The sequence below is a fragment of the Bifidobacterium sp. KRGSERBCFTRI genome, assembly GCF_025908335.1.
In genome coordinates, this window is sequence record NZ_CP109653.1 from 2851700 (window position 1) to 2874537 (window position 22838).

Here is a 22838-nt window from a genome sequence, read left to right on the forward strand (position 1 = left end):
CGCTCCTGCCTATTCCCATTCCGTTTCGAATACCGTGGCCATCGCCTCATTGCAGGCTGCGCATACCTGCTTGTGGCGGCACGCTCCCCTATGGGCGTCCGTCGGATGCGCCACGATGTGGTCGGCCTGTTTGGCCGCGGCCGCATAGAACACGCGGGCAAGCATCGTCAACGCCCACAACGTGCCCTCCTGCGCACCGGCGAGCAGGTCATGCCACACCTCTTCCGGAACGCCGTCCGGAGCCTTGGAAGGCAGCTGCATCTTGAACAGGGAGCTCATGTGGGGCATGTAGTACCGTGCTGCGAACCCGGTGTCCGTGACGGCGCCCCCCTCCATCAGCGCCGGCTGATAATACGATTCCACTCGTGTGGCGGTGCCTGCCGGCGCCGGCTGGTCCTTGACGAAGAACAGCTCGGCACGGCTCACCTTCGGGCGTGGCCCGGTGAGTGCGGTCGTGGACCCATCGGTGTTGAAGGCCAGCCCAAGCTGGTAGCACACAAGCTGCAGATCGCTGAACTGCTCGGCGGGTGAGAAGCTGTTCCCCGTCTTGTAGTCCACAACCCGCCAATGTTCGTCACCATTGTCGAATCGACGGCGTTCCAGGCGGTCTATGCGGCCATTGATCTGCACCTCTTGCCCATCGGCCAATTGCACGGGCCAACCGTCCATGAGCACCCCGAGTATCGCCCGCATCTGCTGCACGGTGAGCTTTGGCCGATCCCCGGCATGGTTGTAGGCGTCGGTGATGCTGCGCAACGTGAAGGCTCCTTCGAAGGAGCATTCCGCGAACGACTCGACCAAGGTGCCTATGGCACCGGTGGTCTTATGGATGTACTCAGCCTCGTTCGAATCGACGAAATACCTCGCGATGTTGAACAGCATCGCCTTGGACTCAGCATCGCGCTGCAATGCCGCGAACCGCTCTGAGGCGTCCTCTATGCCCAGCGGGTCTATGCGCCGCGGCGCATAGTATTCGTCGAACATCCTGTCGGCTATGGCCTGGGCCGTCTGCTCACGCCATGTGTCGGTATGCGGCCCCTGAATCGGCACGAATTGTTCGTAGACCTGCGGCAGATCCCAATGGTGCTCGGTCGCGTATTGCGCGGCATCGTGCACGAGCGTGCCGAAATCCGCCACCACCGCGCTTGGGGTGGGGCCGCTGAAATCGCGTTCCAGGCGAGCACACACCGCGCACCCCCACAGTCGGTCGACCTGCGAGGGCGACAGCACGATCGGGGCGAACGGATCCGTCGGAACACTCATGGCTTGGGGCGAGGCTCCGGATTGTGCCGAGCCCGCGTTGAGACTGAGCGCCGTCCCAGTGGATTGCACGCTGTTCCCGGATTGGGTGCGCTCATGACGCCCCGGCGATCGCGCCCCGGTGGGGGCGTCGCGCAGGAACGGCCAACGCCGCGGGTCGGCCTCGTCGACTCCCGCCGACGCCAATGCCGCCAATGCGGCGACGGCATCCTGGAATTCCGCGGATGATTCCTCACTATGGGCCAACGTCATACGGGCCAAGGCGATCACACCCCGCATGCTCGCAGTGAGGGTCTCGTCACCGGCATGTCGTTCCGATTCCTTCACGCTATGGCCATGCTCAGCAGTGTCCACCGATGTTTCGGTCTGATTCCTTCTGGAATCCGCATTCCCGGCATCGGATGCGTCGGCCAGCCGTTCGGCCAATGGCCGCTCGGCATCGTCACGGGTGAAGCATTCCGGCAGGTACGCGTACAGGAAATCGGAGGGCACGGCATCGTCATTCTGGCTGGCGCTCACGTTCAATGTGCCGTTGGCGCGGGTGAGCGCCACCAGCCAGCCCTTCTGCTCGGACGCCAGCACCTCGTCGAGCTGGCCGCCGACCTCGTTGCGGTGCCGGGTCTGGCTGCCGTGCAGGGCGATATCCACCAAATCCTCGCCGCCGAACATGGTGTTACGGGCGGCCAGATTCGGCCAGATGCCTTGTTGCACGGCGGGAATCCACACATGCTCCCAGCTCAGTCCGGCAGTGCCGGCAGGCGTGGTGAGCGTGACCGCCTCGTCAACCGGTGCCAAGCTGGCCAGCGAATCCGCCTCGATCTGCAGCTGGCGCACCTGGTCGATGAAAGCGTTGATGTCGGGGGCCACGCCTTCGGATTGCACGTAGTTGAACAACCGCATCGCCGTGTCGAGCCGGTCGTTGGCGGCACGGCCGTCCGGCGAGTCGAAAATGGCCTGCACCTTCCACGCATCGGCCACATGGCACGCTTTCCATGCCGCCTCAAGCGCGTATTGGGGCGCCTTCGACGGCAAGGAGCCGAGGTCGTCGGCAATCTGCCCCACAATGCGCCACAGCAGATTGAAATTGCGCACGTCTTCGTTATGGTCTCCGCACAGCGCCTCGAGCACATCGAGCAGCGTCTCGTCATCACCTTGCGCAAGGAGCAGATATAACGCATCAATGCCGAATTCAAGGCCGTCGCCCACCTTGTCGGTGTCGCTCAGCCGCGAATCGTCCACGACGATGCCACTGGCCTGCTCCTGTGCGGCATGCGCGGCGCGCACCGTGCTCGCAAGGGCATCCCATTGCGAACGCAGATCCGATAAAGCGGATGCCTTCACCGATTCGGCGAGCGCGCTCCGATCCGGGTCGGCCGTCGCACTCGCATCGTCGAGAATGTCGGTCTGGGAGATCCTCGCCAACGCTTCGAGCGATGAAAGCGCGGCATTCACCGTGTTCAGGCGCATGGGCCGCGTCGGTTTGCGATGCGATCTGACGTGCGCGTTGATTGTGTTCGTGCCCATGTTCGCGGTGTCGATGAGCAGACTCTCGGCGATTCTGCCCACGCGGGCACGCACATACTGCGCGGCGGCGGCGAGCGTCATCGAGCGGGTTTCGAGTCCATGGGCACGCAGTTGGGCGAGCTCGATGAGCGCGAACAGCCCCTGCACGAACGGCTCGTCTGCGAGAGGCCGGGTCACCGACGAATACCGCACCGGCACATCGGCCCCGCGCAGCCTTTCCCCGAACCGCAGCACGTCGGCGTTGTCATGGCAGATCACGGCCATGTCGTTCCATGTCACGTTCCTGTCGTTCAGATGCAGCGCCGAAATCTGCCACACGATGTTGTCGAGTTCGTCGTTTGCCGACCGGTACAGTCTGCCGTTGAGAGAACCGTCTTCCAGCACCTTCTTGGTATGCGGGTCGTTGGCATCGAGCGGGCGCAGGCGGTCCGACCCCTCCACGGCAGGCAGTTTTCCGGGCCGCTGGGCCAACGGCAGCGAGGATTCCTCGGCGGAGGCTATCGACAGGCTCACGCGTGACGCCACGATGTCCCGATAGGTGGCGGGCTCGTGCTGAAATGCCTGCAATGAAACATGGTCGGCGGCGAACGGGCCGTTCGGGTCGAGGAAGCGTGCATAGAGGTATTCCGGGTATGAGCCGCGGAATGCTTGCACGGCTTCGTCCGGATCGCCGAACAGCACCAAATGCACGCCGAGCCCCTGCAGCACCGCGAGCAACGCCAGGCCACCCAACGTGAGATCCTGCACGTCGTCCACCACCAGCAACGTGGGCATCCAAGCCCCTGCAACAGTCAGGGAGCGCATGGCCGCAAGCGGCAGATACGAGGGGTCCAAACGGTATTCACCAGGGTAGCGCCGGGCCACCAGATCGAAATACTCGCGCCTCAATGCGAGTGCCAGACGCCACTGCAACGAGAGGCGCACGCCAGCGGGGCCCTCCGATTCCACAGCTTGGCAGGCGACCTGCATCGTCCATTCCTCCACATTGCGCGCAGCCGCCGTCGGCTGCATCGCGCCGAGACGCAACAATGCCCCCACCTCGTCGAAGTGGGCGAACACGTCGCGCAACTGGGCGATGAATCCTGCATTGACGTTCGCTGCGATATCGGCAATCGTCTCCTCGTCGGCATCGTTGGCATCGGCGGCATCCATCACAATGGTCGCCCAGTCGAGCGTGCCTGCGGACGAGGAGTTGGCAGCAGCACCCACCCCCTTCCGTGCGGGGGGCGCCTGCACGCCTGCATCCTCGAAATAGGCGCTGAGCAGCCGGCAGGTCTCGCATGAGCCATCCTCGCCACGGCGATGCTGTTCGACGTGCACGGCGATCACATGGCGCAACAATGCGTCCTGCTCGGCACCGTTGATGAGACGGGGTGCGCTGTCGCCGCTTCTCGAACGGGCGATCTCAAGCAATTGGAAGGCCAACGCATTGAGCGTGGTGGCCGGGCGCACACGTTCGCTTGAGCCGAGTTCGCGTATGATCCGATCGGAATACAGATCCGCGACGCGACGGTTCGGCACGAGCATCACCGTCGACCCATCGTCCCCGGCCGCCAAGCCGGCTCGCAGCCCGGCGAGCGTCGTCTCCACGGCCAGCTGCGTCTTGCCCGAACGCGGGGCACCCGAGACGAGCAGGGTGCGCGCCTTGGAGTTCCGGTCATCATTGTGAACCGACTCCAGGAATTCACGAATGGCACGGCGAGCCCCCTCGTTGGTCCGCGGCGCATCGTCATCGGCGACCATGCCAGCGACTCCATGCTCTTGGGTATGTTCGACCATGCATTGCCTCCTCGCCCTCATCGGCATCCTCCACACCGATTCTCCAAGTGTATGGACGGCCTGCGCGCACGTCAAAGAAACGCCGTGTACCGAGCGGTCCGTCCGGATTCCCATTTGCATCGTATCGCGGCTCATATGGCGTGCAATATGTTGCAGCATGCGATGCGCCAACATGGTCAATCTGCCCATATTGGCGCAAAACGACCAACGAAACGCCGCACTTCGTTGGGACAGTCTCATTGCCGGCTTACGCGCAAGCAGTCGAGCGCAAATTTCGATAATCTACATATGGGAGAATCCCCGACACCGGTACACAGCCAGCGAAGGAGCCGCCATGACCCAGCAGGTGCCCCAGCCACCGCGCCTTGCCGGCTACAGCTATGTGCGCGTGCTCGGGCACGGTTCCACCGCTACCGTCTACCTCTACCGGCAACAGGGCATAGAACGCGACGTCGCCATCAAAGTGAGCGTCGAGCAGGTGGACAGCAGAATCGCAGACGCCTTCCGCGCGGAGGCGCGTGCCATGGCCGCGTTGTCGAGCCACCCCTACATTCTCTCCACCTACGATGCGGGCGTCACCGACGACGGCCGCTATTACCTCGTGTTCGAGTATGCACCGGGCGGCACGCTCAAGGACGTGCTGTGCAACCATGTGCTCGACGTGCCGCAGATGCTCTCCATGGGAGTCCATCTCGCCAGCGCAGTCGCCACCGCTCACCGGGCCGGCATTGTGCACCGCGACATCAAGACGAGCAATGTGCTCATCACCTGGCAACGGTTGCCCACGCTCGCCGACTTCGGCATCGCCGTCACCGCCTACGATCACAGCAGCACCGGCTACTCCCTGCCGTGGGCTCCTCCGGAGACGCTGCGCACGGGCGGTGCGGGAGGTGAGGCGGCCGACATCTATTCGCTGGGCGCAGTGCTCTATGCCTCACTGGTGGGCACCTCCCCGTTCGAATACGGGTACCACCCGAAGACGGCGAAGGAGCTGGCAAGGCTCATCATGACGCAACCGCTGCCGACGATCCAGCGCAACGACGTTCCCACTGTGGTGCATGAGACGTTGGCACACGCAATGGCGCCGAATGCCGACGATCGCTACCCCTCCGCACTGGCTTTCGCCCGCGCGCTCCAGCAGGCGCAATTCGACCTGTATGGGCACGCCACACCGGTGAATGTCGAGGGCGCAGACCCCTATCCGTCCAGCATCGCACGCCGGCAGATCACCGAACGTCCGCCGGCGGCACGGCAACGCGGCAAACACCGCAAGGCGTGGATGGTCGCGGGCTTCACCGTCGCGCTGCTCACCCTGTTCCTCGCGGTGTTCATGGGGTTCGTGCTGCCCGGGCTCGACACCCATGCCAGCGGAAACCAGACGGTTGTCGAAGGCAGCCACGGCGCACTCCAGAACGGCGAACGGCCCGAACCCACGGGCAACGAGCCCCCCGGCGCATCCGTTGTGCCGTCGCCGCAACAGCTTTCCGGCACCCTCGACGAGAATGGCATCGCGCATTTCCATTGGAGGAATCCAGATCCACGGGAAGGCGACACCTACGTGTGGTCGCGTATCGGCGCCGCGACCACGCCGGGCGCCTCGCATGTGGTCGATTCCACCGGCTTTGACATTCCGGCTGACCAAACCGATCAGGCGCAGGTGTGCGTGCGCGTGAGCATTGTGCGGGCAGACCGCAGCATGTCGGCACAACCCGCCATCGCCTGCGCGGTACGGAAATGAGGTGACATGACCGAATCGCCACGCAACAGCATGCACAAGTTCTCGCCACGGCGCATATTCCGCGGTCGCGGCAAAACGTGGATGGTGCCCGCGGCCATGCTCGTCATCGTGCTCGCCGTCATCGCGGGAGCCCTCGTCATGCACTCGGTCTCGCAACGGCATCTGCAACTCGACGACGGGACCGTCTGGGTGACCTCGCAGGCCGACCAGAAGGCGGCCCGCTACAACGTGCGGCTGCGTGAGCCGGATGCGAGCGTCACCGCACAGTCGCCGAACTTCGACATCGCGCAGCACGGTGGAGACGTCATCCTGGCTGAGCCGCAAAAAGCCTCGGGCATCGACCAATCCACCATGGGTACCGCCGACGCCACCGCGACCACCTCCACGATGCGCACGCTGGTGGGTGGCCGTACCGCCGCGATCATCGACGCCGACCGCGGCGAGGTATGGGTGGGAAAAGCCGATGGCATCGCGCACCTCTCCCCCACCACAGCCACCGCGACGATGAAACTCGGCACCGGCGGCCGAATCGCCATCGCCGCGGACGGCACCGTCTACGGCCTCGACGCCCACACGGCAAAGGTGTACACCGTCGGGGCTGGTTCGAACACGGCGCATGAAATCGTCACACTGAACGAAGGCGAACCCATTGCCGCGGATTCCTTCACCGTGGTCGACGGCCAACCAGTGGCCAGCAGCGGCAACCGCCTGTACTTCGGTCGGAGCCATATCACCGTGGATGGCGTGGGAACCTTGACGTTGCAGGCACCTCCAGCCGACACCGACGACCGCTCACAACGCGGTTGGGTCGCGGCGGCCGCACCGGGCGCACTGGTCACGATGCCGCTCAACGAGGGAGCCAAACCCGCCATCCACCGCACCGCAGGCACCGGCGAGGCCGCACAACCCGTGTCGGTGAACGGATGCGTGCACGGGGCATGGAGTCAAACCGCGCGAAACTATGCCACCGTCTGCTCGGCGAACGGCGAACCCGATATGCTCGATCTGCAGGCGATCACCGCGACGGCCAATCTTCGCCTTCGTGTGAACCACAGGCTCGTCGTGCTCAACGACATCGCGAACGGCAACATATGGAACCCGGCGGATTCGCCGGATGTGATCCAGATTCAGTGGAAGCGGCTCGACAACGACACCAGCCGTCAGACGAGCACCACCACCGATAGCACGAGTTCGAAGCACACGTTCGCACGGGAATGCTCCACGAAATCAGGGCAGATTCGCGCAGTGGACGACGAGTTCGGCATACGCGCCGGCTCCAACACCGTCATCGACCCGTTGCGCAACGACGAGCAGACCGACTGCTCGGTGCTACGCATCACCTCAGTGAGCTCGCCGGAGAATGATTCGGTGAAGGCGTCCGCCATATATGATGGCCGGTTCCTGCAGGTCAGCGCGCACAACCCCGGCCGCGCGACCTTCACCTATGAGATCGGCGATGGGCGCGGACAATCCTCAAGGGCGACCGTGACGCTGACGATTGCCGGCGACCAGAACCGCACACCAACCCGCAAGGAGCAGCCGGAGGAAACCGAGGTCGAACAGGGTGCCACGTACACCATGAACGCGCTTGGCGGCTTCGTCGACCCAGACGGCGATCCGCTCACCCTGGTCGGCGCCAGTGTGGAGAACACCGACGAGGCGACGGTCTCCGCACGCCCGGACGGCGAACTCGTGTTCCACGCCGGTTCGATGCGCGAAGGCCGTGCAGCGGTGCGGCTGCAGGTCTCCGACGGCAGGAACCTCACCGAGGCAACCGTGTACTTCACCATCCGTCCGCCGCACACCTTGGCGGCGAACATAGATCCGGTCTGCCGCACCACCACGCCGAACACAGCAGTGACCGTCGATCTGTCCAAGGTCGTGCACGCCACCTCGGCCGATACCCCGCAATTGACACGGGTAGACAATCCCGAACGCACGAACGTCACCATGCGCGCCACCGACATGTCGTTCACCTTCCAGTCGAGCGAACCGGGCACCTATCATGTGCCCTACACGATTGTCCAAGGCGATGTGGAAGCCTCGGGACTGGCACGCATAGACGTCGAACCCGACCAGGAGGAATCGGCAAGGCCGGTCGCCGCCAACGACGTGGCATTGCTCGGAGCCGACAAGACGGCCATCGTGGAACCGCTTGCCAATGACGTCGACCCCATGGGCGGCGTGCTGGCCGTCACCGATGTCAGGGCCGACGCCAAATCCGGCATCAAAGCGGGCATCGTGGGAAATAAACGCGTGTATATCACGGCTCAGACGCTGCCATCTGCACCAGTGAGTCTCGACTACACAGTGGCGAACGCACAGGGCATCGCCACCGGCACCATCGTGGTGCAACCGCCGGCGCTCACCAGTGCCGATTCCGTGCCGAAGGCCTCCGACATCACCGTACCCGTACGCACCGGGGGCATAGTGTCGGTGGATGTGCTCGACCATGTCTCGTACACCGGTGCCTCGGCCCTCGCGCTGGACCGAAACCTCAAGACTGATGCGGGCAAGTTCCGCGGGCTCGCCTTCGCCTCGTCGAACACCGTACGGTACCAAGCTCCCAGTACGTCGGGTAATTACCCGCTCACCTACACGGTGACCGATGCCCTCGGCAACGCGTCATCGGCCGTCGTCACCTTCGCCGTGCATGACAGTGACGCGGAATCGAAATCCGCGCCGAAACCCACCGATGTCGAGGCGCAAGTGGCTGCTGGCCGAAAGATCCGCATCCCGATTCGCGTGACCGGCATCGACACGGACGGCGATGACGTGCAGTTGCTCGGCTTGGGCAACAATGCGCCCAAACTCGGCCGCGTGATGGAAACCGGAGCGGATTATCTGGTGTACGAGGCATTCGCCGATTCCGTGGGCACCGACACCTTCAGCTACGCGGTGGAGGACTGGACGGGCAGGCGCGCCCAAGCGCAGGTTCGCGTCGGCGTGTTCCAAAGCGGCGCGGATTCGGGAGTCTACGCCCGCGATGACTCGGTGACACTGCGCCCGGGAACCTCGACCACCGTGCCCGTGCTGCGCAACGACATCGCGTCTGACAACAGCAATCTTGTGCTCGAGAACAACGTGCAATGCCAAGGCATCGACAACGTGAAGGTGCAGGGCGGCATGATCTCGCTCACCGCACCCGACCATACCGGCACCGCCTACATCATCTACACGGTCCGCAACGCAGCGGGGGTCAAGGATGTCGGGTTGCTGAGCGTCACCGTCGATCCGAACGCACCCATCCAACCGCCGAGCGCCTACGATTACCGGGTGCCGGCAAGCGCCACCGTGGACAAAAGGACGGTGAACGTGGATGTCTCGGCATGGATCTCCAACCCGTCAGGAAGCCTCGACGAGCTCGCAGTGAATGTGGACAAGTCCGCCGCCCAGCATGCGCGTGCCACCGGCGACACCACGCTCTCCATCGATCTCACCGATGAGGCGAGGGCCATTGCCTATACGGTAACGAACACGACGCACGGCATCACCTCGACGGCATTCATCCATGTTCCCGCCTACGGCGTGTTCCCGCCAACCCTACGACCTCAGGCACCCCCTCTGCGGGTCAATGCCGGGGAGACCATCACCATCCCGCTTGCCGACCACGTACGCGTAGGGGCCGGCAAGGCGCCGATGCTGGCGAACTCGGAGTCGGTGAGTGCCACGAAAAGCGACAACGACGATTATGTGGTGAACAGCGGAACGCTCAGATTCACCGCGAGAAGGGACTACTCCGGACCGGCATCGATCACCTTCACCGTGACTGACGGCAGCCGGGGCACGAATGTGAGATTCGTCAACACGGCAGTGATCACATTGCCCATCACCGTAATCGGCAACACGCGTCCCGCGCCGACGTTCGCAGGCACCACCGTGGATGTCGTCGCAGGTGAGGCCGCCACGGTGATCGACCTCAACGCACTGGTCTCAGGCGGGGCGAATGAGGATCGGAAACCATACTCGTTCACTGGAGGTCAATCGTCTGCACCCTTCACCACATCACTCACCACCGACGGCAAACTCACCGTGGCGGCCGACGCCACCGCCACACCGGGTGCCACCCAATCGATTCCCATCACGCTCGACTATGGCAATGGTGCGCTCCACGCCGGTATCACCGTTCGGGCCGTGCCGTCCACACGCCCATTGGCCCGGCTCAACCCCGCCACCATCAGGCTCAAACCCGGTGAAAGCACCGGCATCGATGTGACTCAAGGAGCGTACAACCCATTCCCCCAAACCCCGCTGAGCCTTGTTTCGGCGAACGCGGATGCAGACTCCACGCTGCAAATGCAAACCGAGGGAACCGTTCTGCGTCTCTCGGCGCCTCCAACAATGCCAGCCGCCACCTACCATGTGGTGATCACCGTCATGGATGCCACCAAAACCGAGGAACGCAGCGTAAGCGCCACGCTCACAGTCGTCGTGCAGAATGTTCCCGGCGCCCCGTTGCTTTCCCCCGTGGCCGCAAAACCCGAGGATTCAGCGGTAACACTCAATTGGACGACCGGCAGCGCCAACGGCTCGCCCATCACCGACTATCTGGTGAGATGGCAGGGAGGCGAACAATCCTGCGGAAACGTGACATCATGCCGCATCGGGAATCTGCACAATGGCACCACCTATACGTTCACGGTGCGGGCACGCAACGCCATAGGCTGGTCGCCGGACTCCAATGCGGTGACGGGTAGACCCAATCGGGCACCGGAACCCCCCGGACAGGTGCAGGTGAGGGGCGGTCACCGCAGCGTCGAGGTCTCGTGGAACGAGCCGGACTACGCAGGCTCGCGCCCAAGTTCCTACACCGTGCAATTGCAGGGGCCCGACGGTTGGACGAAGACGAACACCAGGGTGACGGCGCTCGCCACATCCTTCGAGATCGACAACAACGTGATCACCGACTCGAGCGCCTTCTCCGCCACCGTCGTGGCGAACAACGAAGTCGGAGCCAGTGTGCCGAGCCGACTCGTGTCAACCCGGGACGTGTGGGGAGACCCCGATGCCCCGCAAGTGAGCATCACGCAGGCCAACGACCATGAGATCACCGGCACCGTGACGCTCGGCAACATGCGCAGGGCGGGGTGCGCCTCCATCCAGCTCTCCCATGGCACGACATCGTGCGAATCGCTGCGGTTCAGGGTTCCCCTCGACAATGCCATGTATTTCAAGCCGTTGAGCGTGAGCGCCACCGTGCACACATCAAGGCGTCCCGCAACTGTGGCGACGGGACAATCGAACACCATCGAGCCCACCATCGGCATTGCCGAGCCAAGTGTGCGCATGGAGGGCAGGAATGACGAGTGCATATTGGAATGGTCGGTGCCACGCGGCAGGCATGACGGCGTTCATGTGAAATTCGGTTCCATCGATGCAAACAGGGAGCCCGCCGGCAGTGAGACAGTGCGGCTCAGTCCGTGGGAGCGCTGCCCTGCGGGCGAGGTACGCACCCGGCTCCAAGGCCATTACAGCCCACCGGCACGGGCAACGAGCACACACCAGTACCGTGTGGCGCCAACCGTCGACGCCAACGAAATCGAGGTGAGCTGGTCGCAGCACAACCGCGATGCCATCGTGATGCGCAACACAGGGCGCGCCTTCACCGACTACGGCCAGCCCGTCACCATCACCTTGTCGTTCAGCAACGGATTCACCACGCGCTGGAATCCGGACACCGATGTCACGGTTCGTCCGGCACCCGGCGAGAGCACAGTCCCAGACAATCTGCGCTGGACCGCAAGCATCACCATGAACGAGGATGCCGGCTATGCCGCACGCACCGAAGAGCACACGGTACAGGGCATTCGCCGGGCGGCCACAACCCGCACAATCGCCTGGCACACGACACCACGACTTCCGGCAGGGCATCACAGTCTCGAGCCGCATCATATTGCAAAGGAGAGGTTCCATGACAGCCAAGCATGAACAGCCTGATGCACCCCATGCACAGCATACGGACGAGGGCTACGAATCCACCGTCCTCTCACGACGGGGCTTCCACACGCCTGCGGACGTGGCGCCGGATTCCGACGCCACCCGGCTGGGAGGCGTCCATGCTTCACCGTCGCGAACCGAAGTCCAGACGGTCACCGAGACCGTGAGCACCGTGAATATGCCGACCGAGCGAGATGCCACCGCAGTTCGGAGCGAATCTGCTCACAAGGGCGACATTGTGCGGTTCCACAGTCTGTTCGACGCCATCGTGGCGAACATATCGCAAGTGGTGGTGGACAAGGAGAAAACGATTCGCGAGTGCGTCACCGCCCTCCTTGCCGGCGGCCATGTGCTGCTTGAAGACAACCCGGGCACCGGCAAGACCCAGCTTGCCCGAGCGCTCGCCCAATCCATCGACACCTCGTTCAAACGCATCCAATTCACCCCGGATCTGCTGCCCTCCGACGTGGTGGGAGTCACCTTCTACGACCAGAAGAACGGCGAGTTCACGTTCCGCCCAGGTCCGGTGTTCGCGTCCATCGTGCTCGCTGACGAGATCAACCGAGCCTCACCGAAAACACAGTCGGCCCTCCTCGAGGTGATGGAGGAGCAGCACGTCACCGTCGACGGGACCACACATACGGTGCCGCAGCCATTCATGGTGATCGCCACCCAGAACCCGATCGAACAGCTCGGCACCTACTCACTGCCCGAAGCGCAGATGGACCGCTTCCTGCTGCGCACCACGATCGGCTACCCATCCAGGACCCGGAGCATGCAGTTGCTCAAGGAGGCCGACATCACCGATCGCGCCAGCACCATCGGCAGCGTTGTGAGCGCCCATGACATACTCGACATGCGCAAGGCCGTGCAACAGGTGCATATCGACGACGCGATCTACGAGTATATTCTGCGGCTGGTGGAGCAGACGCGCAACAGCGAGCTCGTCGCCGTCGGATCTTCCATGCGCGGTGCGCTTGCGCTCACCCGTTGCGCCCGTGTGTGGGCGGCGGCCGACAATCGCGCCTACGTCATTCCTGACGATGTCAAGGATCTCGCCATCTCGGTGCTCGCCCACCGCCTGACGCTCACGCCGGATGCCACCTTCGCCGGCCAGAGCCAGCACAGTGCAATGCAGGCGATCATCGACGACGTGCCGGTGCCGCAGACGGGACTCAACGAAGCCCACGAATCCACGCATGGCGAGCGCTGACATGGCCATACGGAAATACGTATCGCCATTGGGCTGGGCGGTGGCCGGCATGTTCGTGCTCACGCTCGCGTTGTTCCTATGCCTGGGTTGGGTGGAGATGCTTGCGTTCGCACTCGTGTGCGCCACGTTGCTCGTAAGCTCCGCGGCGCTTTCAGTGGGCAACACTGCGTTCACGGCCACGCTTTCGGTATCGAACACGCGGGTGAGCGTCAACCAGACGATGCACGCCATGGTCACCGTGTCGAATCCGAGCACCTCCGTCACCGCGAGCGCGAGCGGCGATCTGCCGATATCCCAGAGCAACTACGGCAGTCTCGAGTGGCACCATGAACGCTTCGCCATACCGAGTCTCGGCGCCCACCAGTCGAAGCAGACGGCGATTCCCCTCACCGCAACGCATCGCGCGGTGGTCACAGTCGGGCCATTGTCGGTGCGCAAAGGAGACCCGTTCGGCCTGGTGCGGCGCGAGCATCGTCTCACCGAGCAGATCCGCGTGTACATTCACCCGGACATCGTGCCGCTGCACACACTGCACGCCGGAATCATACGTGATCTGGAGGGCAATCCGAGCGACGACCTCGTCAATGACGACCTGAGTTTCTTCGGTCTGCGCGAATACGAATATGGTGACGACGTGCGCAATGTGCACTGGCTGAGCACCGCGAAAACGGGAACGCTCATGATCCGGCAATTCGAAGCCACGCGTCGCACCGATTCGTCGGTGAGTCTTGACGTTGCGGCGTTTTCGTATGCGAGCGCCGAGGAGTTCGAACTCGCGGTGAGCGTGTTCGCCTCGATTGGCGTGCAGTGTGTGTCAGAACGGCGTGCGCTGTATGCGCAATCCGGCAGATTGCATGTGCAGCCGCGCAAACCCGCCGACTTTCTCGACACGTGCAGTGAGATCGAACCTGAAACGCGTGGGGGCACCATGCTGGCGAATCTGGCACGCGAGGCCCTGCTTGCCTGCGACAAGGCATCGCTGTACTGCTTTGTCGCCGGTTCCGCGCATGAGGTGGACGATCTGCGCAGGCTTGGCGCCGCCATTCCGGATTCGGCGACCTGCGTGGTCGTGCAGGTCGTCGCCGGGGCGAGCAGCGCGGTGCGCACGCTGCCGGAATGCGTGTTCATCACGGTCGGCGTGCTCGACGACCTTCCGCTACTCATGGAGGTGCTCTCATGACTTCGCCGACCTCCTCCTTTGGCGCGACAAGACACGGCCGCACCCGCGGCGATGCTTCGTGGATCAACGACAATTCCACGCAAATGCCCGTCTGGCTGACGATGAACGCCCGCGACGCGCGTCGGGCCGATGCCGCACATGCCGCTGGCCATGCCACACGCGATGCCGCCATCTCACTTGTCGTGGTGATGGCAATCGTACTGTGCGCATGCGCGAATCTCATTGACGTGTACGGCTCGGCCGGCAGCTGGGCGCGCGCCGCGATTCCGGCTGCATTGCTCGGTTCTGGCATCGCGTTCATGACGCTGGTGCCCCGGTTGAGGTTCTGGTGGCAGATTCTGGCGTCCGTGCTCGCGCAATGCGTGATCGGCCCGCTGGTCGCACTGCCGCACACAAGCGTGGCCTACGTGCTGCCGACGTGGCAGACCCTCGCCGAAGGTTGCTCCGCCATGTTCACGTCGTTCAAGTTCCTCATCGCCGTGCCGGCGCCGACCGGCACCGCGGATGGCTCGCTCATGGCCGTATGGACGCTCTGCCTGCTCTCGTGCACACTTGGCGGCGTGCTGGCCGTGCTCCCCCAACGGCGATGGAGCGCATTGAGCGTATTGGTTGTGATCGGCGATTTCGCTGTCTGCGCGCTGCTTGGCACATCGGCAGGCGTGCTTCGGCTGCCATGCGGCGTGGTTTGCGCGCTCGCCGCCGTAGTCTGGCTGTCGTGGCGCTGGCGACTGTTCGAAATGTCACGATGGCTCGGTGCGGGCGCACTGTTGCTGCTGGCGGGCGCCGTGGCCGTAGGCGCATGCCTGCCCGTCCACGCCACGCGAACGATTCTGCGCGACCATTACGAGCCGCCGCTTGCGCCCTTCGACTATGCGAGCCCGATGTCGGGCATGCGCGCGTATCTGAAGGAGCATAAGGCAGACACACTGCTCACCGTGCGCAATCTGCCGGCGGGGGCCAGCGTGCGTCTCGCCGTGATGGATCGGTTCGACGGCAATGTGTGGAATCTATCGAACACGCGGATTGCCGGCGCATCCTCGAACTACACGCGCATGGGTCTGCGAATCACACAGGACGGCGATGACTCCGGAACCTGGTTCACTGCCATGTTCGACGTGCGCGACGGCATGCGTGACGATTGGCTGCCGCTTGCCGGCGCGGCGACGCAGGTCACCTTCGCCACCAATGCGAATGCCGACGATTTCTACTACAACACGGGCACCGAATCCGGTCTGCTCACTTCCGGCGTACGTTCCGGACTTGCCTACACCGAAACCGGCACGCTTGCACGCCGTCCCAGTGATGATGAGATTCGGCAGACACAGGCCGCACGCATCGCGCTCCCCGATGCCGGCGACATTCCCAATGCCGTGCGGCGCATGGCGGAGGCCTTTGCAGGAGGTCAGCCCACGGCTGGCGCGGCTGCGCTCGCATTGGCGAACGGCCTGCGCGACAACGGGTGGTTCTCGCACGGTTTGGTGGACGACTACCCTTCGCTTGCCGGGCATGGCAACTACCGGATCACCCAGCTGCTCGGCGGCACCGCAATGGTGGGAGACAGCGAACAGTATGCGTCGGCGATGGCCCTCATGGCGAGGTCCTTGGGAATCCCGTCGCGCGTGGTGCTTGGGTTCGTGCCCAAGGACGAGCATGGCGACATCACCGAGGCCCGCACACAGAGAACCGAGAACGGCACCACAACCGACTTCACCGGCAATGACATCGAAGCCTGGGTTGAGGTCGCGCTTGAAGGGCACGGTTGGGTGGCGTTCCACCCTACGCCTCAGGAGACGAAGACCCCTGAAGACAATCAGAATCCCACTCCCCCGAATCCGCAGACACTCGTGCGCCAACCGCCACTGCCCCTCACCGATCCACTGCGCGACAAGCAGGAGGCCACAGGAAGCACCGTGCTCTCCGGAGACGACGCCCAAGACCCGCGAACCTCGGGAGTCTGGTCGAAAATCGGCGCGGTGACGCGCGACGTCGCTATATACGGCTCCCCCGTGTGGATTCTCCTTGTCATCTGCGGCTGCATTCTTGCGGTCAAGGCGGCGCTGCTCATGCGATTGCGCAGGAATGGCAGCACGAATCACCGTGTGGAGTCCGGCTGGCGTTCACTCACGCAATTCGCGATGCAAAGCGGCATTCCCGTGCACGGCACACGCCGTGAGCAGGCGCATGCCATCGCGAGGTCCTTCGCCGCGGAATCTGCTGCCGAAGCGACCGCCAGCCCCTCCGACACGAGCCGTGGGCCGGTCACCGAAGCGCAGCTCAGGCACAGCGCGCAGACGGCGGATTATGCCGCGTTCTCGGGCAATCCTGTGCCTGAAAGCGAGGTCGTACAGTATTGGGAGTCTGTGGATGGCATGCGCGCCGCATTGCTGAAGACCCTGCCGTTCTGGCGCCGCGTGCGCACGCGACTGAGTCTGCGCGGCCTATTCCGGCACCATGCATACAAAGAGACATCCGACCACCCTGCGTAAAAAGGGACATCTTCGTTCGCAAATCTGTCCCTTTTTACGCAGGGCAAGCAGATCAAACCGAACAAACAGGTCAAGCAGAACAAGCTGCCCTCTTACGCAAGGTGGGATGCTTTTATTTATGCAGATGAGTCCACTATATGCGGCGGTCCGGCCACACACGGCGATTGATGCTAGTATGGCGGCGTGCGAGTTGAGGAAGACTCCACATGCGGAGACTGTGCGTGGGCTGCGCATGCCGAACATCTGCGAGCAGGAAAGGAATCTCGATGGTGGACTATCAGACGGCGGTGGCCGCAGTGCAAGACCCTCAGGCAGACCCGATCCTGCTCGCCAAAATCGCCTACGAGAACCCGGAGTTCGGCGCCAACGTGGCGGTGCATCCACGCGCCTACCCCGGACTGAAGCGCTGGCTCGCCGAATTCGGCGACAAACGGGCGCGCATGACACTCGCGCAGATGGGCGTCATCGCCACCGCAGACCCTGTAGAAGACCGCTTCGACGAGTCGGAGACCCCGTCTGGACAGCGGAACCCCGAACCGGCGCGCGCCGTGAAACTCGCCGTGGAACAACTGGTGCGCAATTCGGGCGCGCAGCAACCAGTGCAGGCGCGCCCCACGCGATTCACCCAGCCAGCGCAATCTACGCAGGCGGCACAGCACACGCTGGCGACGCAGCCTGATCGGGCAACGGCGAGCAATCCGAATGCGCAGTACAGTGCGAATGGCGAATTCACGCCGCAGCTGGCCATGACCACGTCTGATCCGGCGGTGATGCACGACATCGCCCAGTACGCACCGGATCTGCATGTGTATCTGGTGCAAAATCCGTATATCTACCCAGAATTGCTCAACTGGCTGGCTTCGCTCAATGAGACGGAGGTCAACGAGGCAATCGCCGCACGCCGTGCACGTTAGAGGGCAACGCCAGTTCAGCGGGCATCGAGTGTGAAGAACTGGTCGCCTATGCGAATGTTCGCAGGCAGATCGAGCTCCACCGGCATACCTTGGCTCACGCGCATCTCCTCGTCGTCATGCACGACGTACGTGCCGTTGAGGGAGCCCATGTCTTCCAACCAGAGCGTGCCATGCTCGCCGTAGCTGATCGCGCAGTGATTGCGGGAGACCGTACGCGTGGGGTCTATGAGCCGCACCGATTTCGAACCTTCCGGAATGTCGTGCGACGGCTTGCGCCCGAGTAACGTGTTCATATTGATGTCGATATGCTGGTTCGTCACCGCATTCGTCAACACCGCTTCGCGTTCGGTTTCGCGTGCGAATCGTTTGGAGAGCACGGTGCCGTCCCACTGGGCATCGCCTTCCGAACCCGGTTCCGCCGTGTACTCATCGGGTTCCCCGGCGTAGTCATCTGGCTCGCCATGCCATTCGGGCTGCTCACTCACTTGTCCATCTTGTCTATGCGCCTGCACACGGCGCATCTCCTGCGTTCCGTACGCGGGGAACGCGACCCCCGGCACCGCGTCGACGTCATCGTCATACCAACCCGGCTCCGGTGCCGGTGGATACGGAATTCTGCTCATACCCATGTTGTACCACACCGCGGCACATTCCCGGCTTCGATCCCCATTTTTTGGGCAGATTCCGCGCCCGCATACAGTGAAAGGTCCCCACACCCGCCATGGGTGTGGGGACCTTTCAGGTCAGACGTCGGCTCGGACTACTTGAGTTCGTCCGGGTCGATGCGGAACTCGTCTCCGAAGTCGACCGGGTTGTCGTTGTCGTCGAGGAAGTCGTCCGGGTTGAAGTCGTCGCCGAGCTTCAGATCACCGAAATCGATGTTCGAGAAGTCGACGTCACCCAGATCACCATCGCTGAGGTCACCACCGAGCGAACCGTCGCCCAGGCCGAAGTTCGGGTAGATGGTGTCGCGGATCGCCTTGTCGGGCTCCACGGTCGCGTTGCGGTAGCGCGCCAGACCGGTGCCGGCCGGGATGAGCTTGCCGATGATCACGTTCTCCTTGAGGCCCTTCAGGTCGTCTTCCTTCTCGTTCAGGGCGGCCTCGGTGAGCACTCGAGTCGTTTCCTGGAACGATGCGGCGGACAGCCAGGAGTCGGTCGCCAGCGAAGCCTTGGTGATGCCCATGAGCTCCGGGCGGCCCGCTGCTGGGCGGCCACCGGCGGCGACGGTCTTCTTGTTCTGCTCGCGGAAGCGTGCGCGGTCAACGAGCTCACCCGGCAGCAGGTCGGTGTCACCGGAATCGATCACGGTGACGCGACGCAGCATCTGGTGCACGATGACCTCGATGTGCTTGTCGTGAATGTCGACGCCCTGCGAACGGTACACGTCGTGCACCTCGTTCACGATGTTCATCTGGGCGGCACGCGGTCCGAGAATGCGCAGAATCTTCTTCGGATCCACGGAACCCTCGACCAGCTGGGTGCCCGGATCGACGTGCTGGCCGTCCTTGACGAGCATCGGCGCGCGACGGGTCACCTGATAGGTGATGGGCTCGAGCGAGTCGTCGTCCGGCTGCAGAATGACCTCACGGCCACGCTCGGTGTCCTGCACCTTGATGGTGCCGGCAAACTCCGAGATCGGCGCCTCACCCTTAGGCGTACGGGCTTCGAACAACTCGGTGACACGAGGAAGACCCTGCGTGATATCGGATGCCGAGGCGACGCCACCGGAGTGGAAGGAACGAAGCGTCAGCTGCGTGCCAGGCTCGCCGATGGACTGTGCCGCGACGATGCCGACCGCCTCGCCGACGTCGACGAGCTTGTTGGTGGCCAGCGACCAGCCATAGCACTTCGCGCACACGCCGCGCTTGGATTCGCAGGTGAGCACGGAGCGGCCGATCACCTGCTCCACACCATGTGCCACGAGGTCGTTGAGCACGTCCATCGAGAGGGCGTCGCCCGCGTGGTACAGAACGGTCTTGCCGTCGGCTGGGTCGAGCACGTCCTGAGCGAGCAGACGCGAGTACGGGCCGCCGTCCGCCGCCTTGACGAGCACGAGATTGCCGTTCTCGTCACGCTCGGCAACGGTCATGGGCAGACCGTGCGTGGTGCCGCAGTCCTCTTCGCGCACGATGATCTCCTGGGAGACGTCCACGAGACGACGGGTGAGGTAGCCCGACTCGGCGGTACGCAGTGCCGTATCGGCCAGACCCTTGCGGGCGCCGTGCTGCGAGATGAAGTACTCGAGCACCGACAGGCCCTCGCGGTAGTTCGACTTCACAGGACGCGGGATGATCTCGCCCTTCGGGTTCGCCACGAGACCACGCATGCCGGCGATCTGGCGAATCTGCATCCAGTTGCCTCGTGCACCGGACTGCACCATGATGTTCACGTTGTTGTCGTCATGGAAGTTCTCGCGCATGGCTTCGGCGACCTTGTCGGTGCACTCGGTCCACAGGTTGATGAGCTCCTGACGGCGCTCCTCCTCGGTGAGCAGGCCCAGATCATACTGGTTGTTCACCTTGGCGGCCTGTGCCTCATAGCCCTTGATGATCTCCTCGCGGTCCGGCGGGGCCACGATGTCGGAGAACGCCATCGTGACGCCCGACCACGGTGCGCGGGTGAAGCCGAGATCCTTCAATGCGTCGAGGGTAGCAGCCACCTGCTGGGTGGAGTAACGGGTCGCGATGTCGTCGACGATCTTCGAGAGCTTGCCCTTCGGCGCCTGCTCGTTGATGAACGGGTAGTCCACCGGCAGCGTGTCGTTGAACAGGATGCGGCCGAGGGAGGTGGCGAACAGCACGGAACCGTCTGCGAAACGCTCCTCCTTCACCACGTCCGGGCTGCCCGGCTCCGGGTCGATGACCTGGACCTCGCCCGGCTCCCAATCCTTCGGCAGCACGAAGTCCTGCGGCAGGCGGATGAGCACCTTGGCCTGCATGTCGATCTCATGCTTGTCGAGGGCCATCTGCGCCTCTTCGAGCGACGAGAAGATGCGGCCCTGGCCCTTGGCGCCGTCGATGACGGTCGACAGGTAGTACAGGCCGAGGATCATGTCCTGCGAAGGCATGGTCACGGTGTGGCCGTCGGCGGGCTTCAGAATGTTATCGGAAGCCATCATGAGCGAACGGGCTTCGGCCTGGGCTTCGGCGGACAGCGGCAGATGGACTGCCATCTGGTCGCCGTCGAAGTCGGCGTTGAATGCGGCGCAGGCCAACGGCGGAAGGTGGATCGCCTTGCCTTCGACCAAGATCGGCTCGAAGGCCTGAATGCCCAGTCGGTGCAGCGTAGGTGCACGGTTGAGGAGCACCGGATGCTCGGAGATGACCTCTTCGAGCACGCCCCACACCTCGGAATCACCGCGGTCGACGAGACGCTTGGCGCTCTTCATGTTCTGCGCATAGTTCAGGTCGACGAGGCGCTTGATCACGAACGGCTTGAACAGCTCGAGTGCCATCGGCTTCGGCAGGCCGCACTGGTGCATGCGCAGCGACGGGCCGACCACGATCACGGAACGGCCGGAGTAGTCGACGCGCTTGCCGAGCAGGTTCTGGCGGAAGCGGCCCTGCTTGCCCTTGAGCATGTCGCTCAGGGACTTGAGTGGGCGGTTCGAGGCACCGGTGACCGGGCGGCCGCGACGGCCGTTGTCAAACAGCGAATCGACGGCTTCCTGGAGCATGCGCTTCTCGTTGTTGAGCATGATCTCCGGGGCGCCGAGTTCGATGAGGCGCTTCAGGCGGTTATTGCGGTTGATCACACGACGGTAGAGGTCGTTCAGGTCGGACGTGGCGAAACGGCCACCGTCGAGCTGCACCATCGGGCGCAGATCCGGCGGGATCACCGGGATCACGTCGAGCACCATGGCCTCCGGCTTGTTGTCGGTGGTCAGGAAGGCGTTGACGACCTTGAGGCGCTTGAGGGCACGGGCCTTGCGCTGGCCGGTGCCAGTCTCGATCTCCTCGCGCAGCTCCTTGGCGGCGGCTTCGAGGTCGAAGTCCTGCAGGCGCTTCTTGATCGCCTCGGCGCCCATGCAGCCTTCGAAGTAATCGCCGTAGCGATCCTCCATCTCACGCCACAGGTCCACATCGGACTCCATGTCGCCCGGCTTGAGGGACTTGAACTTGTCGAACACCGCGGCGATGCGCTTGATCTGGTCGTCGTAACGCTGGCGGATGGCCGCCATGTCGCGTTCCGCGCCGTTGCGCAGCTTCGTCTTGGCGCTGCCCTTCACCTCGCCGTCCGCTTCGAGTTCGGCCAGGTCGGCTTCGAGCTTCTTGGCGCGCTCCTCGATCTCGTTGTTGCGGCGACGTTCGAGATTCTGCACCTCGTGGTCGAACTCGTCTTGCAGATCAGGCAGATCCTGATGACGCTGCTCCTCATCCACCGAGGTGACCATGTAGGAGGCGAAGTAGATGACCTTCTCGAGTTCCTTCGGCGCAATGCCGAGCAGATAGCCCAAGCGGCTCGGCACACCCTTGAAGAACCAGATGTGCGTCACCGGGGCGGCGAGCTCGATGTGGCCCATGCGCTCACGGCGCACGCGGCTACGGGTGACCTCGACACCGCAGCGTTCGCACACGATGCCCTTGAAGCGCACGCGCTTGTACTTGCCGCAGGCGCACTCCCAGTCGCGGGTCGGTCCGAAGATCTGCTCACCGAACAGGCCGTCCTTCTCGGGCTTGAGCGTACGGTAGTTGATGGTCTCCGGCTTCTTGACTTCGCCATAGCTCCAACCGCGAATGTCGTCGGCGGTGGCCAGGCCAATCTTCAGTTTGTCAAATGCGTTGACGTCCAGCACGTAATATCC

General features: G+C 63.6%; 9 protein-coding genes. 6 read left to right on the forward strand and 3 right to left on the reverse strand.

Annotated elements, in window-relative coordinates; genetic code table 11:
- Positions 1-9: 9 nt before the first annotated feature.
- A complete protein-coding gene (locus OGI63_RS12230) occupies positions 10-4563 on the reverse strand; it encodes a PD-(D/E)XK nuclease family protein (protein WP_004218256.1) in 4554 nt (1517 codons plus the stop codon).
- 334 nt (positions 4564-4897) lie between these two features.
- Here OGI63_RS12230 and OGI63_RS12235 point away from each other — a divergent pair, with 334 nt between their 5' ends.
- The 6 genes from OGI63_RS12235 (at position 4898) to OGI63_RS12260 (ending at position 18031) form a co-directional block, all read left to right on the forward strand.
- Complete coding sequence (locus tag OGI63_RS12235) at positions 4898-6301, forward strand: serine/threonine-protein kinase (RefSeq protein ID WP_004218258.1); 1404 nt, start codon at positions 4898-4900, stop codon at positions 6299-6301.
- A 6-nt stretch (positions 6302-6307) separates the two neighbouring features.
- Positions 6308-12229 carry an Ig-like domain-containing protein gene (locus OGI63_RS12240; protein WP_004218259.1) on the forward strand — a complete coding sequence of 1974 codons (5922 nt, stop codon included), beginning with the start codon at positions 6308-6310 and terminating at the stop codon, positions 12227-12229.
- Positions 12213-13451: an AAA family ATPase gene (locus tag OGI63_RS12245; protein WP_004218260.1), complete on the forward strand. Its 1239-nt coding sequence runs from the start codon at positions 12213-12215 to the stop codon at positions 13449-13451. The genes OGI63_RS12240 and OGI63_RS12245 overlap by 17 nt, the downstream gene beginning before the upstream one ends.
- Positions 13438-14631 (forward strand): DUF58 domain-containing protein, encoded by a 1194-nt coding sequence (locus OGI63_RS12250; RefSeq protein ID WP_004218261.1) that lies wholly within the window; start codon positions 13438-13440, stop codon positions 14629-14631. Before OGI63_RS12245 ends, OGI63_RS12250 begins: the two co-directional genes overlap by 14 nt.
- A complete protein-coding gene (locus tag OGI63_RS12255; RefSeq protein WP_004218263.1) occupies positions 14628-17117 on the forward strand; it encodes a transglutaminase-like domain-containing protein in 2490 nt (829 codons plus the stop codon). The genes OGI63_RS12250 and OGI63_RS12255 overlap by 4 nt, the downstream gene beginning before the upstream one ends.
- Before the next feature lie 266 nt (positions 17118-17383).
- Positions 17384-18031, forward strand: a complete 648-nt coding sequence (locus OGI63_RS12260; protein WP_004218264.1) for a hypothetical protein — start codon at positions 17384-17386, stop codon at positions 18029-18031.
- Between the two features lie 14 nt (positions 18032-18045).
- Here the strand turns inward: OGI63_RS12260 and OGI63_RS12265 are convergent, their stop codons facing one another.
- Together OGI63_RS12265 and OGI63_RS12270 are read right to left on the reverse strand one after the other, a co-directional pair.
- Positions 18046-18660: an FHA domain-containing protein gene (locus tag OGI63_RS12265; protein ID WP_004269223.1), complete on the reverse strand. Its 615-nt coding sequence runs from the start codon at positions 18658-18660 to the stop codon at positions 18046-18048.
- Positions 18661-18791: 131 nt separating this feature from the next.
- Complete coding sequence (locus OGI63_RS12270; protein WP_004218268.1) at positions 18792-22829, reverse strand: DNA-directed RNA polymerase subunit beta'; 4038 nt, start codon at positions 22827-22829, stop codon at positions 18792-18794.
- Positions 22830-22838 lie beyond the last annotated feature (9 nt).

Excerpts from the sequence above, each read along its gene's own strand:
- OGI63_RS12230 (WP_004218256.1), bottom strand. The coding sequence starts at position 4,563 with ATGGTCGAACATACCCAAGAGCATGGAGTCGCTGGCATGGTCGCCGAT.
- OGI63_RS12235 (WP_004218258.1), top strand. The coding sequence starts at position 4,898 with ATGACCCAGCAGGTGCCCCAGCCACCGCGCCTTGCCGGCTACAGCTAT.
- OGI63_RS12240 (WP_004218259.1), top strand. The coding sequence starts at position 6,308 with ATGACCGAATCGCCACGCAACAGCATGCACAAGTTCTCGCCACGGCGC.
- OGI63_RS12245 (WP_004218260.1), top strand. The coding sequence starts at position 12,213 with ATGACAGCCAAGCATGAACAGCCTGATGCACCCCATGCACAGCATACG.
- OGI63_RS12250 (WP_004218261.1), top strand. The coding sequence starts at position 13,438 with ATGGCGAGCGCTGACATGGCCATACGGAAATACGTATCGCCATTGGGC.
- OGI63_RS12255 (WP_004218263.1), top strand. The coding sequence starts at position 14,628 with ATGACTTCGCCGACCTCCTCCTTTGGCGCGACAAGACACGGCCGCACC.
- OGI63_RS12260 (WP_004218264.1), top strand. The coding sequence starts at position 17,384 with ATGGTGGACTATCAGACGGCGGTGGCCGCAGTGCAAGACCCTCAGGCA.
- OGI63_RS12265 (WP_004269223.1), bottom strand. The coding sequence starts at position 18,660 with ATGGGTATGAGCAGAATTCCGTATCCACCGGCACCGGAGCCGGGTTGG.